Annotated in this window: 8 protein-coding genes; 3 read left to right on the top strand and 5 right to left on the bottom strand. The window is 68.4% G+C overall.

All coding sequences use genetic code 11. The features are described 5' to 3' along the window. Positions 1-2,018 (bottom strand): ESPR-type extended signal peptide-containing protein (locus BM133_RS15550; RefSeq protein ID WP_305728063.1); only part of this gene is annotated, 2,018 nt, incomplete at its 3' end. A 632-nt stretch (positions 2,019-2,650) separates the two neighbouring features. Between BM133_RS15550 and BM133_RS15545 the strand changes: the two genes are divergently transcribed. Genes BM133_RS15545 through BM133_RS15535 form a run of 3 tightly spaced genes read left to right on the top strand, consistent with a single transcriptional unit; the run spans position 2,651 to position 3,556 of the window. Then, complete coding sequence (locus BM133_RS15545; protein WP_093434914.1) at positions 2,651-3,058, top strand: hypothetical protein; 408 nt, start codon at positions 2,651-2,653, stop codon at positions 3,056-3,058. Next, positions 3,051-3,296: a hypothetical protein gene (locus BM133_RS15540; protein WP_093434912.1), complete on the top strand. Its 246-nt coding sequence runs from the start codon at positions 3,051-3,053 to the stop codon at positions 3,294-3,296. Before BM133_RS15545 ends, BM133_RS15540 begins: the two co-directional genes overlap by 8 nt. Next, on the top strand, positions 3,293-3,556 hold the full coding sequence (locus BM133_RS15535; RefSeq protein ID WP_256219181.1) for a general secretion pathway protein GspL: 264 nt from the start codon (positions 3,293-3,295) through the stop codon (positions 3,554-3,556). The genes BM133_RS15540 and BM133_RS15535 overlap by 4 nt, the downstream gene beginning before the upstream one ends. 29 nt (positions 3,557-3,585) lie before the next feature. On the opposite strand, the gene BM133_RS15530 is transcribed toward BM133_RS15535, so the two are convergent. The 4 genes from BM133_RS15530 to BM133_RS15515 all read right to left on the bottom strand — a co-directional run bounded on the left by BM133_RS15530 (position 3,586) and on the right by BM133_RS15515 (position 14,092). Continuing rightward, the gene (locus tag BM133_RS15530) at positions 3,586-4,833 is read right to left on the bottom strand and encodes an MFS transporter (RefSeq protein ID WP_093434908.1); all 1,248 of its coding nucleotides are present in this window, start codon (positions 4,831-4,833) and stop codon (positions 3,586-3,588) included. A 233-nt stretch (positions 4,834-5,066) separates the two neighbouring features. After that, positions 5,067-5,594 (bottom strand): hypothetical protein, encoded by a 528-nt coding sequence (locus BM133_RS15525; protein ID WP_093434906.1) that lies wholly within the window; start codon positions 5,592-5,594, stop codon positions 5,067-5,069. Between the two features lie 57 nt (positions 5,595-5,651). Continuing rightward, positions 5,652-13,877: a glycoside hydrolase family 94 protein gene (locus BM133_RS15520; protein WP_093434904.1), complete on the bottom strand. Its 8,226-nt coding sequence runs from the start codon at positions 13,875-13,877 to the stop codon at positions 5,652-5,654. Beyond that, positions 13,874-14,092, bottom strand: coding sequence for a hypothetical protein (locus BM133_RS15515; RefSeq protein WP_093434902.1), 219 nt, complete (start codon positions 14,090-14,092; stop codon positions 13,874-13,876). The genes BM133_RS15520 and BM133_RS15515 overlap by 4 nt, the downstream gene beginning before the upstream one ends. Between the last annotated feature and the right edge of the window lie 2 nt (positions 14,093-14,094).

The following is a 14,094-nucleotide window of genomic DNA, read 5'->3' as shown; positions in this document are numbered from 1 at the left end:
GTGCTCAGTCCGGTCGATGTGGAAGTGGACAGGCTGTCGATGCTGCTCGTGGCGGTGCTCAGGCCCGACGACGTCGAAGTCGACAGGCTGCTCACGTTGCTGTTGGTCGTGCTCAGGCCGGTGGAGAGGCTGGAGACGCCGCTCGTGGCCGTGCTTAAACCGGTGGACAGACTGCCGATGCTGCTGGTCGCCGTGCTTAGACCCGTGGAGGTCGAGGTCGACAGGCTGGCCAGGTTGCTGTCGGTCGTGCTCAGGCCAGTGGAAAGGCTGCCTATGCCGCTCGTGGCCGTACTCAAGCCGGTGGACAGACTGCCGATATTGCTGGTCGCAGTACTCAGTCCGGTCGATGTGGAAGTCGACAGACTGCTCACGCTGCTGTTGGTGGTGCTCAGGCCTGTGGAGAGACTGGAGATGCCGCTGGTTGCCGTGCTCAGACCGGTCGACGTGGAGGTCGACAAGCTGCTCACGCTGCTGTTGGTCGTACTCAGACCTGTGGACAGGCTGGAGATGCCACTGGTTGCCGTGCTCAACCCGGTCGACGTGGAGGTCGACAGGCTGGCGAGGCCACTGTTGGTCGTGCTCAGCCCCGTGGACAAGCTGCCGATGCTGCTGGTCGCCGTACTCAGACCTGTGGAAGTCGAGGTCGACAGACTGGCGAGGCCGCTGTTGGTGGTGCTCAGTCCCGTGGACAAGCTGCCAATGCCGCTGGTCGCAGTGCTGAGGCCGGTCGATGTGGAGGTCGACAGGCTGGCGAGGCCACTGTTGGTCGTGCTCAGTCCCGTGGACAAGCTGCCGATGCCGCTGGTCGCAGTGCTGAGGCCAGTCGATGTGGAGGTCGACAGGCTGGTCACGCTGCTGTTGGTAGTGCTCAGGCCGGTGGAGAGACTCGAGATGCCGCTGGTTGCCGTGCTCAGACCTGTAGAGGTCGAGGTCGACAAGCTGGTCACGTTGCTACTGGTCGTGCTCAGTCCCGTGGACAGGCTTCCAATGCCGCTGGTTGCGGTGCTGAGTCCGGTCGATGTGGAAGTCGACAGGCTGCTGATCCCGCTCGCCGAAGTGCTCAGGCCAGTCGACAGACTGCTGATCGTGCTGTTGGTGGTGCTGAGACCAGTGGACAAGCTCGAGATGCCACTGGTCGCAGTGCTCAGGCCGGTCGAGGTCGAACTCGAGAGGCTCTTGATGCTGCTGGTTGCAGTGCTCAGGCCGGTCGACGTGGAGGTCGAGAGGCTGGAGATGCCGCTACCCAATGTACTCGCCACGCTATATAGTTGGCTGCCATTGATCGCGTCCGTGCTGCTGGAGCCGATCAGGCCCGCTGCAACATTCTGGATAAGACGCTCCTTGCCGGTAGTACCGACGCTCACCACGCCGAAAGGATTGGACCCGGCGAACGCACCGTAGGTAAAGCCCCCGATCGAAGCACTGGAAACGCCACCCGTACCACCTGTAGCTGACGATGCCGTCCCGGTCGTAATCGAGGAATTCCCCAGTGCGACCGAGTTGGCGACATTGCTGGAAGCATTGGTACCGATTGCAGTTGCGCCGGCAGCCAACGCGCTGCTATTGACGCCCAAGGCCATGGCGCCGTTTTGGTTCGCGATCGTTCCGTTGTTGCCTATTGCAATCGAGTTCGTGCCGCTCGCGGTCGTCTGACTGCCGATCGCGGTCGAATCGACACCGATTGCCTGTGCTGTCGTACCGATTGCAAGAGAGTCTCCCAGGCCAGTCGGACTGGAGGCGGTGGCACCCGAACCAATTGCCGTCGAAGTCCCCGCGGACGCTGCAACAGCGCTGGCTCCGGTGCCAATCGCAATGGCTCCGCTACCCGTTGCCGTCCCGCCGCCGGCTTGGTACTGCGCGTGGGCCACGTTCAGGCCGACGCCACCGAACAGCACAGCCAATGCCACCGCTTGGCTGATGGCCGACTTGCTGCGCTTGCCCCGCGCCGCGGTGTTTTCGGAGGTGGCAACCCAAGCACCAAGCGATTCGTTCCAGATGGAGCGGTAAGTTTTATTCATAGCAGTTCTCTTTGACCAATTTCCCAAGGTGCTCTGGTCGATACGGGGACTTGGTCCATCCCACTCTCCATTGCGTGTGCCGGTTCGATGACATGCATGGCGGGACACATCCAGACCGAGAGTCGTTGCGGCTGGGTGGTGCTTCGGAAGCAAACCGCGAACTGCATCGAACTGGATTCAGGCTGTCCTGTTAACTTTTGTTGTCGAATTTCAGGGCGCGAGTCTATGAGCGCGTAACTGCTTATGTGTGTTAACTACTTCTCGGCATAACGAGCGAAATTTGACAACTGTCATGGTTTGTCAACTTGCGGTCGCTTTGTGTGCAATATGTCGCGCCGATCGTGTGGTGGGCGACGCTGGGTCCGCTCAGGCGCCAGTTGTTTTCAGCGCATTGAGGCGAACTTGGATCGTTGCTCGAGAAATCGGAGCGCTTGAGCTTTTCGAGCAAGAGCGTGAGCGTGACTTACTGAACGGTGTGCGCATCAATTTCAGCTTCACCGATTCAATTTGATTACGTTTGTGAACCATTTCCTAGGGGACGCCCGGCTGAGCTTCTATCGTGCGGTTCCGCAACCTGATGGCGTTTTCGCGAGCACCGAGTGCCGATCGGGCCTCGGAATTCTCTGAATCTCATGACCGCAAAAATCCATCACCAACATCGAGTCGCTCTTGTGGATTCGGATGCCTTGCAACGCACCTGCACCGGCAGTTCGCTGCGAACCGCCGGCATCGACCATCACTCCTTCGAGCATCTCTATGGCTTGATCCATGCCGCGCGCGAAGGAGGGCGCTTCGATGCCATCCTCTTCGGGCTGCATGCGGATGCCGCGCAACAGATGGCATTGATGGCCGACGTTTGGAGCGCGCTCGGGCGGCGCGTCGGGCTGTTTTTTCTGGCGCATCACACCGAACTGCGCCTTGCGCAACTGGCCCTTTCGCAAGCCGGCGAGGGGGAAGGGCGTTCCGAGGTCATCCTTTCACCAGCAAGCGACGACGAATTGCGCGCCATGTTTCATGAAGGAGGAGTCACCCATGCTTAACCCGTTCCTGCCGGACATGAACCCTGACGAGCCGCCCGAACCCAACGTGCGCCCAGCCTACATGGGCTGGCTGCCGCTGCTCCTCTACGTCATGACGACCGCTGCGTTCCTGGTCATGGCCATGCGCATGCCGAACATCGTCGTCGCTTCGCTGTTCGTGACCGCGGCGATGGTGTCCCTGGGGGCGGGCGTCGTCCTCGGACTGAGCGCATGGATATTCCCGGAGCTTCCGCGTTGAACGCACCCGCCATGCAGGCCCGCATTTCGCGCACGCAGGGCTGGCGAGTGGCGGTGATCGCCGCCCTGATCGGACTCGTGGTCATGCTGGCGGCAACCATGGCCTGGCTCGTCGGCTACCAGGTGGAGGCGGCCAACGAGCGGCGCTCGCTAGAGGCCGCGGCGCGCGAAGCGGATGCGCGTTGCTTCGAGCTGGCAACGCGCCGCGAGATAGACCTGTGCCGAGCCGCCAACGCAATGCGCAGCAGCTCGGCGAAATAGAAACGCAGAAACGTTATCAGGCCCGCAAGTTATTCCGGAATGACCGCCAGCGGCGCGCCGCCACGTGCGCGGCCCAGCGTGCCGACGATCAGCGCGGCGATCAGCACCAGCACGCCGCTGAGCACCATCGCGCTGGAGATGCCGAAGTTGTCGACCGTGAGGCCGCCGATGAGCGCGCCCGAGGCGATCGCCACCTGGAAGCCGCTCACGAGCAGCGCCTGGCCGGCCTCGGGTGCATCGGGCACCGCTTCCATCATCCAGCCGGTGAGCGCCACCGGGATCAGGCCGAAGGCCACGCCCCAGATGAAGACCACGACCGCGCCGGGCACGAAGCCGCTACCGATCATCGTGGACAGCAGCAGCGCCGTGGCCAGCATCAGCGCCGCCAGCAACGTGGTGCCGCGCACGCTGCGCGCCACCAGGCTGCCGCCGACGAAGGTGCCGATGAATCCGACCGCGCCATAGACCAGCAGCAGCGTGGAGACCGCGTTGGGCGCGAGGCCGAACACCTGCTGCAGCAGCGGCTTGAGATACGTGTAGGCCGCGAAGTGGCCGGCAATGAAGAACAGCACCGCGAGCAGCCCGACCTGCGCCATGCGGCGCGTGAGCGGCGTGAGCAGGTCGCGTGCGCCGATGGCGCGCACCGGCGGAATCGCGGGCAAGAGCCACAACTGCACCAGCAGCACCACCGCGGCGAGCGCGCCGGTCACCGCGAACGAAGCGCGCCAGCCGAAGAGCGTGCCCAGGAACGAGCCCGCGGGCACGCCGAGCACCGTGGCCGCCGACACGCCGGCCAGCACCAGCGACATGGCGCGTGCCTTCGAGGCATCGGGCACCAGCTGCGTGGCGGCGGCCGGTGCAAAGGTCCAGAAGCCGCCCACGCACAGGCCGAGCAGCAGGCGCGCCACGAGCATCGTGGCGAAGTTCGGCGCAAAGGCCGCGAGCACGTTCGAGGCGATCAGCAAGGTGGTGAGCGCGATCAGCACGGTGCGCCGGTCCAGCTTGCCCGAGGCGACGATCAGCGCCGGCCCGGCGAAGGCGGCGAGCACGCCGGGCATCGTGACCATGAGGCCGGCCGTGCCATCGGACACGTTCAGGCCGCGCGCGATGTCGGTGAGAAGGCCGATGGGCATGAACTCCGTCGAGACCATGGCGAAGGTGCCGACGGCGATGGAGCCGACGGCGAGCCAGGCGGAACGGGTGGTCTCGACCAGCCCGGGCGAGGGCGACGGCGACAGCTCGTCGATGCAGGGGGTGCTGCTGGGTGCATTCATCATGAAGGGAGTCCTGGGGCGCATCGGCCGGGCGCGTGCCGATGCTTGTTGCGGGAGTCCAGGGAGTGTGAAAGCGGATGCCTTCGCGACAAAGGGGGCTCGCGGCAGTAGTCAGTTTCCCCTGGGCGAACAATCGGCCCTTTTTGCAACCCGGTGGCTGCGGATGGCGTCGCCGTGGCGGCTGAAGCCACCAACCTGCGCTGGACAGTCCGCCAGACGGTCCGCCTGCCAGTCCGTCAGAGGGTCCGCAACACCCGGCCGTCGGCGATGAACGAATCGCCCACCAGCACGCGAAAGTCCGCGCCCTGTGCAAAGCGCGGTCTTGCAAGCGCCGGTGCCAGGAACTCGACTTCGAGCGAATGCGGCTTCCCGCGTTCCAGCATCTCGCCCGGCGGCACGAACCATCGCGCGGAGAAGCCTTCGTTGTCGATCACCAGCGCGCAGCGGTATTCGCCCGCCGCAAGCGGCACGTCGTGCACCGGCAGCGCTGTCGGACGCAGCGTCACCTCGACCTGCAGATGGGGCGTGAACGCACCCAGCGCATCGAAGGTCACGGGCTCGGGCGGCGGCGCGCGGCGCGGCAGCTTGCCGATGAGCCACGCGATCACGTTGCCGATGATCGGCACCCACAGCACCATCAGCAGCGTGGCGATGTCGCGCGTGGTCGTGCCGCGCTCCGCGTAGTGCCGCACCACCGCCCCCGTGACCGCCACGCACAGCAGGATGATGACGATGAGCTTGCGGCGGAACTGGATCTTGGTCATGGAGGTGCAGGTAGTGCTGGCAGTGCGGAGGAGCGGTCTGGAACAGGCCCGCGGACCTTAACCCACCCGCAGCACCGCATCCGCCGGCAGCGCCTGCCAGTCGATCCACTCGCCGACGGCCGCATGGTGCGTCGGCGTCGCGGCGACTTCCGGTGCGCCCCATTGCAGCGTGAGATTGCGCTCACCGAGCCGCAGTGCGATCTCGAAGCCCGGCCAGTGCGCAGGCACGTGCGGTGTCAGCGAAAGCTGCCTGCCCTTCACGCTCAGCCCCAGCAGCGTCTCGACGGACGCGCGGTGCAGCCACGCGGCCGAGCCGGTGTACCAGCTCCAGCCGCCCCGGCCCACATACGGCGCCGCGCCGTAGATGTCGCCCGCCATCACGTAGGGCTCCAGTTCGTAGGCCGGCCCGCGCTCGGAATGCGTGGCACGGTGCGCGGGGCTCAGCCCCTCGAAGCTCTGCCACGCCGCTTCGTGGTCGCCCTGCAGCGCCTGCGCCATCAGCGCCCACACCGCGCCGTGCGAATACTGCCCGCCGTTCTCGCGCACGCCCGGCGGATAGGCCTGGATGTAGCCCGGGTTGTTGGTCGAGTGCGCGAAGGGCGGCGTCAACAGGCGCAGCAGGCCCGCAGGCTCGTCGTGCAGGTGCTTCTTCACGGCGGCCATCGCCGGGCCGGTGTGCGCCTCGTCCGAAGCACCCGAGAGCACCGACCACGCCTGCGCGATCAGGTCGATGCGGCACTCGTCGTTGGCCGACGAGCCCAGCGGCGCGCCGTTGTCGAAGAAGGCACGGCGGAACCACGCGCCGTCCCAGCCCGCATCGTGCAGCGCGGCGATCCATCCGCGGCGTGCGTCGGTCCAGCGTGCTGCGCGCTCGTGCTCGCCGCGTGCTTCGGCGATCGGCGCGTAGTGCTCCACCACGCTGCACAGGAACCACGCGAGCCACACCGATTCGCCGCGGCCTTCGTTGCCCACGCGGTTCATGCCGTCGTTCCAGTCGCCCGTGCCCATCAGCGGCAGGCCATGCACGCCGGTCTTCAGGCTCTTGTCGATGGCGCGCGCGCCGTGATCGAACACGGTGGCCGTGCGGCCGTTGTTCTGCGGCGCGTAGTAGGCGTCTTCGGCGCCGTCGGGAATCGCGGGGCCTTCGATGAAGCCGACCACCTGGTCGAGCAGCGAGGCATCGCCGGTCACTTCGACATAGTGCGCCGTCGCGAACGGCAGCCACAGCAGGTCGTCCGAGAAATGCGTGCGCACGCCGGCGCCGCCGGGCATGTGCCACCAGTGCTGCACGTCGCCCTCGGGGAACTGGCGCGCGGCGTTGACCAGGATCTGCTCGCGCAGCCGTGCCGGATCGGTGAGCGCGAAGGCCATCGCGTCCTGCAGCTGGTCGCGGAAACCGAAGGCGCCGCCGGCCTGGTAGAAGCCGGCCTTCGACCAGAGCCGGCAGGCCAGCGTCTGGTAGATGAGCCAGCGGTTGACCATCGCGTCGAAGAGCGGGTCGGGCGTGCGCACGGCAAGGCGCCCGAGCAACTCGTCCCAGAAGCCCCGCACCTGCGCGAGCGCCTCGGGCACGTCGCGCTGCCGCCAGCGGCGGGCGAGCTCGAGGGCCGCATCGGCGTTGTCGGCGTGGCCCAGCACGAAGGTGAAGGTGGCCGTCTCCCCGGCGCCGACGACGAACTCGCCGCCGATGGCCGCGCAGGCATCCAGCCCGCTGCCCGCGCGCCGCGCGAGCGTCTCGGGCACCTCGACGATGCCGTGTCCGGCGAAGAATTCGTTGCGGTCGCAGGTCCACTGCGTCGCGCCCGGCAGTCCCGCGAGCAGCAGGAAGGCCGTGCTCCCGCCGAAACCTCCGCCCGATTCGCGCTGCTGGCCGAACACGGCCGGCTGGTCTTCCGGCTTCCAGCAGTGCACGGTGCGCCGTTCGCCGCGCGCCGCGCCCATCTGCCACTCGACCATGCCGAGCGCGCGCAGGCGCCGCTGGTTCGAGCCCTCGTTGTGCACGCGCACATGCACCAGCTTCGCGGCATCGTCGCGGTCCGCGAAGAAGGTGGTCTTGAGCGTCAGGTTGCGCAGCCGGCATTCGAAGACCGTGTAGCCCTGCCCGTGCCGCACCCGGTGGCGTACGTCTTCGGACCCGCTGGCGCCCTGGCCGGCGGGCGTGAGCGGCAGCAGCTCGCGCGTGGCCAGGTCCTGCAGCAGGTAGTGCTCGAAGGCGGGGTCCTGCACCGGGTCGTTCGACCACGGCGTGACCTGGTGCATGCGGCTGTTGCCGGCCCAGGTGAAGCCCGTGCCCCACTCGGACACCTGGAAGCCGAAGTTGGCATTGGCGATCACGTTGACCCAGGGGCGCGGCGTGCGGTTGTCCATGTCGACGTCGAAGCGGAACTCGCCGCTCTCTGCATCGAAGCGGCCGGCGGGCGCCGCCATCGGCGTCGTCGCAGGTTGCGCCGACTGGGCCGCGGCCGAGCGCATCAGGAGCGGCGTGCGCTGCGGCACCGGCGCGCTGCTGTCGTCGGCAATCGCCGGGCTGCGCGCCTCGTGCAACGCGGCCACCTGCACTTCGAGCGCGCGCCCGTCGGCCGTGAACACCACGCGCGCGAGGCTGGAAAGCGCGGCCTTCTCCGATGGCGCCACCTCGTGGTCGCGCAGCAGGTAGAAGCCGGCCGTGTCGTTGCGCGGAAAGCTGTTCTGGGTCTGCTGCTGCACGCGCGTGCGCAGGGTCTCGATCTCGCGCTGCAGCGGCATCAGGTAGGAGTTGGGCTCGCTGTTGAGCACCACCAGGTCGCAGGCCACGCCGCCGAAGCCCCACCACGGCTGCGCGCGCAAGAGCGTGTTGACGAGCCCCATGCCGTTCATCGAGTGGATGTAGACCAGCACGATGGGCTTGTCGCCCGAGATGCCGAAGCGCCAGATTTGCCGGAGATCGATGAGCCCGCGGTCCTTCATCACGCGCGGCGTGGTGTAGGTGAGGATGGTCGTCAGGTCCTGCAGCGCCAGGTTCTGCGCGGGCGCGATGCTCAGGTCGCGCAGCCGCACCTGCGCCAGCGTGGCGGCCATGCGCGTGGCGCGCTCCACGTGCATGGGCTGCAGGTAGCGGTCGATGCTGGGCATCAGCGCCTCGATGCTTTCGTCGGCGGCGGTTGCGAAGGTCAGGCGCGCGGTGGCGCCCGGCGCGATCGACAGCCGCACGCGCAGGCACGCGATCGGATCCAGGCCATTCACCGGCGTGCCGTTGACGTGCAGCGGCTGCGCGTCGAGCGCGGGGCTGGCGAGCGAGCGGTTGCGGCCGATGAAGGCGCGCCGGTCGGTCATGCAGTCGATCGAGAGCACGTGCGCATCGACCGAGGCCACGAAGTGCGCGGCGGCCACCGCGGGGTCGCCGTGCAGCCGCGGCTTGCGCGACATCAGCAGCACGCGCCAGGCCGGCTCCCAGCGCGACTCGACGAACAGGTTGGCGAAGGCCGGATGCGCCTCGTCGGCCTTGGGGTTGGAGAGCACCGGCTCGAAGTACGAGATGAGTTCGAGCGTGCGCGTCTCCTCGCCCGAGTTGTGCAGCGAAATGCTGCGCAGCTCGGTGTCGTCCTCGGGGCTGATGAGCACCGTGGTGCGCACCTGCAGGCCGGGGCCGGCCGCATCGAACTGCACCTGGTCGGCCAGGAAGCGGGTGCGGTAGCGCCAGTCGGCGCCGGGCGCGGGCAGGGCGGTGAGCGAGGTGAGCTCGCGCCGGCCTTCGTCGCGGATGTAGAAGAAGGTGCCGTGGCTGTCGCGCAGCGGGTCGTCGCGCCAGCGCGTCACGTTGAACGAGCGCCAGCGGCTCACGCCCGCGCCGTTGGCGCGCAGCGCGACCGTGTAGCGGCCGTTCGACAGCAGGTGCGTGGGCTGGAAGCCGGCGGCCATCGGATCGACCAGGCGCGGCTGGAACAAGGGCGCCAGCTCGGTCTGGCTGGGCTCGGGCGGCGTGCGCGGATCGGCGCTGCCGATGATCTGCCGCGGCGTGCGCTCGTGCAGCAGCGACTCGTGCGCCTGCACCAGCGCGGCGCTGCCGAACCAGCGGCGCGGCCCGTCGGCGCACAGCACGTTGCACAGCGCCACCAGCGACATGCCCTGGTGGTGCGCCATGAAGTTGCGCACCACGGTGAAGTCCTGCCCCTCGGCCTGGCGCGAGGCGGTGAAGTCCACCGCGTCGTGAAAGCCGAACTCGCCGCGCGCGCCCAGCGATTCGAGCCGTTCGAGATTGGCCACCGCCGCCGCCGGCGCCAGCACCGCGGCCATCACGCTCGCATAGGGCGCCACCACGCGGTCGGTGGGCGGCGTGCGGCGCAGCGCGAGGCGCGGCACGCCGAAGGGCGAGTACTGGTAGGCCAGCGAGTGGTCCTGCGCGAAGTAGGCCGATTCCGAAACGCCCCACGGCAGGTTCTGCGCGCGGCCGAAGGCCTGCTGCTCGGCGATGGCCGCGGTGTTGGCCACCTGCAGCAGGCCGTCTTCGGGCTCGGACATCACGAGCGCGGGCATCAGGTACTCGAACATCGACCCTGACCACGATTTGAGGCTGGGCTCGAAGCCCACCAGCAGGAACGGCCGGCCCAGCGCCATCCAGTGGCGGCGCGGCACATCGCCCTTGGCGATCGCCAGGAAGCTCAAGAGGCGCGATTCGGAGGCCAGCAGGTCGTAGTAGCTCGCGTCGAGCACGTTCTCTTCGACGCGCAGGCCGATGTGGAACAGATGGCGCTTGGCGTCGTAGAGGCCATTGAAATCCATGCCGGCGTGCAGCGCGTCGCAGCGCTGCGCGAGCGCTTCGAGTGCGGGTGCCTCGTGGGTCTCGCAGCCCTCCGCGGAAAAGGCGCGGCAGGCCTGTGCCACCGCCACGAGGTGGCCCGCGAAGTTGCCGCTGTCCACGCTGGAGACGTAGTCCGGCGGCAGCGGCCTGAGCGTCTGCGTGTCGTACCAGTTGAACAGGTGGCCCTGGTGCTTCTGCATGCGGTCGACGGTGTCGAGCGTGGCGCCGATGCGTTCGAGCAGCGCGGCCGTGCCGATCCAGCGGAACTCGCGCGCGCAGCAGGCCGCCAGCAGGTACATGCCGATGTTGGTCGGCGATGTGCGGTGGGCGATGGTGGGCTGCGGCTCCAGCTGCAGGTTGTCGGGCGGCAGGTGGTTGTCGTCGGGGCCGACCACGTGCTCGAAGAACAGCCAGGTGTCGTGCGCGAGCTTCTCCAGATAGGTGCGCTGGTCGGCGTTCAGCGGATCGGGCACCTCGGCATCGACGCGGCTGCTCCACCACGCGGCGACGGGCGCGAGCGCCCAGAGGGCGAACAGCAGCGGGCCGACGATCGGGTATGCGCTCCAGTGCGACGCCACCGCGAGCGCAAGGCAGGCCACGCTGCTGAAAGCACCGCCGCGCAGGAACGGCAGCAACTGCTGGCTGGACTGCGCCTGCGCCTGTGCGGCGGTGGTCCATTGCAGCAGGTGCTTGCGGCTCACGACCAGCCGCCACGTCGCAAGAAACGCCGCGTCGAGCAACAGGCGCGTCTGCGCCGCGAGCTGCACGAACTGCCAGGCCGCGCCGGCCATGGCGCGCAGCAGTTCGACCGCGCCCACATCGAAGAAGTGGCGCAGCTCGATCGCGCGCCGCGTGGGCACCAGCCCGGCCAGCGCGCCGAGCAGAGGGCCGAGCGTGAGCGCCGAACCGACGGCCGCCAGCGCCCAGCCCAGCGGCATGGCCTGCGTGAAGATCACCAGCACCAGCAGCGCGAAAGAAGCGGGCACCACCTGCGAGCGGCGCAGGTTGTCGCCCATCTTCCAGAGGCCCAGCGCATCGATGCCGAAACGCCGGGCGCGCCACATCAGCGGCAAGAGCTGCCAGTCGCCGCGCACCCAGCGGTGCACGCGCGAGGCGGCCACGCCGGCGTGGTGCGGATGGTCTTCGACCAGCACCACGTCGCTCACCATCGCGCAGCGCGCGACCGTGCCTTCCAGCAGGTCGTGGCTCAGCACCGCGCTGTCGGGCAGGCGCTGGTTCAGCGTGGCGTGCACCGCGCGGACGTTGAGCAGGCCCTTGCCCGTGAAGGAACCGCTGCCGAACACGTCCTGGTAGATGTCGGAGGCGCCGCTGCCGTAGGGGTCGAGCCCGCACTGGCCGGCGAACATCCAGTGGAAGGGCGAGCGCTCGCTCTGCATCGGGAACGGCGTGACGATGCGCGGCTGCAGGATGCCGAAGCCCGCGACGACGCGGCGGCTTTCTGCGTCGACTTCAGGCGCGTTGAGCGGGTGGGCTGCAATCGACACCAGGTCGCGCAGGGCACCGGGAGGAAGGCCCGTGTCGCTGTCCAGCGTGAGCACATAGGGCGTGCGGCCCGCGGCCAGTTGCTGGCCCGGCGCGAGCGGCAGGAAGCCGCCGAAATCGCCGGTATCACTGGTATTGCTGGTATTGCCGCTCGCCAGCAGGCGCACCAGCATCTCCAGCTTGCCGCGCTTGCGCTCCCAGCCCATCCAGCGCGCTTCGGTGTCGCTCCAGGTGCGCGGGCGGTGCAGCACGAGGAAGCGCGGCGCCGCGCCTTCGGATGCAGGGTATTTCGCGTTGAGCGCGGTGACGCGCCCGATGGCGTCTTCGAGCAGCGGCGCGTCTTCGGGCAGCGAGGCCTGCGCGGCATCGGCCCAGTCGGTGAGGAGCGCGAACTGCGCGTGCTGCTCGCGGTTGGCGAGCCAGTGCAGCTCGAGCCGGTGCGCGAGCTGCGCGTTGCTCGCGGCCGAGGTCAGCAGCGTCGGGATGACGACGAGCGCGCGGTGCCGCTCGGGAATGCCGGTCGCGAAGTCCAGGCGCGGCAGCGCCTGCACGCGCACCGACTCGGCCATGATCCGCTGCGCCAGCGCGATCAGCGCCTCGGAGAGCGGCCATGCGAGCAGCACGAGCGCGACCACGGTGGTCCAGTCGCCGCGGTGCGCGAGGCCGTGCGCCACGGCGAACAGCAGCAACGCGGTGCCTACGGCGACGGACAGGAGATAGGCCGGCAATCGCCAGCTGCGATGGCTGCGCGCGGGCCGGATGGGCTCCGCACGGCCGTTGCGGCCCGCCTGCCCATCGGACTGCAGCAGCGCGGCGATCAGCCCCGGGCGGCCCTGGCCGAAGAGGTAGTAGCCCGCGGTCCCGTCGGCACGGTCGGTCTCCGCGGCAGCGTCGTCGGCAGGCGCGCTCGCGGCCATGCGCACCACGGCCTCGGCCACTTCGCGCTCGGGCTGCTCGGTGTCGCGCGCCACGCGCTCCATCGCATGCGTGATCTGCTGGCGCGTGAGTTCGCTTTCGCTCGCGAAGCTCGGCAGCTCGCGCAGCACGCGCAGCGAGCGGCTCACCGGCTCGATCAGGTCGCTCCACTCGACCTGGCCGATCATGCGCAGCGTGGTGATGATGTTGCCGACCGTGAGGTTGGCCGCCGCCTGCGCGTTCTGCGCATCGTTGATGAGCGCCGGGCCGTTGGGGCAGTGCTGCTCGGTCCACCGCACCAGCGCGGGCATGTTCTCGCCGTGCTCGACCGGCAGGCGCTGCCAGAGCTGCGTGAGGTAGTTGTCCTGCAGGCCGTGGCTTTGCAACGCGCGGTACAGCACGTCCAGGTCTTGTGCCGACAGATGCGGGGCCGCATCCCAGGCGGCGTGCGCGATCTCGCGCGCGACCTTGTTCTCGGCAATGCTCTCGGCCACGCGGCGCAGGTTCTCCAGCAGCACCACGCGCAGCGTGGTGGGCAGCGCCCAGAGCTCGCCGAGCGTGAGCTCGTCGATGTCCTGGTAGGCGTTCAGGAAGGCGGTGAACAGCGTCTTGTTGAGCACGCTGTCGGTGTGCGCCACGTAGGCCCACGCGATGCCGTACACGCGCGGCAGGCCCGCCAGCGGCGGCGTGGCCAGCTTGGGCAGGCGCGCGTAGTAGCTGCGCGGCACGCCGTCATGGATCTGCTGGAGCTGCGCCTCGACCAGGTGGAAGTTGTCGAGCAGCCATTCGGCGGCCGGCGACACGTAGCGCCCGCTCTGCGAGATGCGCGCGATGTAGTCGAAGGCGGCGCGCAGCGATTCGAGGTTCTCGTCCACGCGCGGAAAAAAGGGGGCACCCTCGCCGGCGCGGCGGCGGTCTTCCTCCACCACCTGTGCGCGCGCGAGGCTGTGGCCGTGCTGCTCGAAACGCTGGGCGCCGAAGAGTTCGGCGCGGATCGGAGGTGCTACCGGGTCATGCGGACCCAGCAGAAGGGTCCGGGCGTAGTGACTGAGCCCCTGGAGGCGGTCGGCGACGGATGCGGCGCTCAAGCGATCGCGAAGAGGCCGATGGCGAGAACCACGGCCATGCAGGCCATCGTGACGATGCGGCCCGCAGCGAGCGCGCGCACACGTTGCATGTGGCTTCGCACCGAGAACCATCGACCGTGAGCCTGCGCGCAATGGCGCATGTGGGAAGCCAGGGCTTCGAAGTCGTCGTTGACGAAATCGACTTGCGAATGGGTAAGGGACTGCGGGACGGACATTG

The sequence above is a fragment of the Variovorax sp. 770b2 genome (assembly GCF_900115685.1).
Taxonomy (GTDB): Bacteria; Pseudomonadota; Gammaproteobacteria; order Burkholderiales; family Burkholderiaceae_C; genus Variovorax.
The sequence above is the reverse complement of the archived record's forward strand: the minus strand, read 5'-3'. Positions and strand labels throughout refer to the sequence as shown.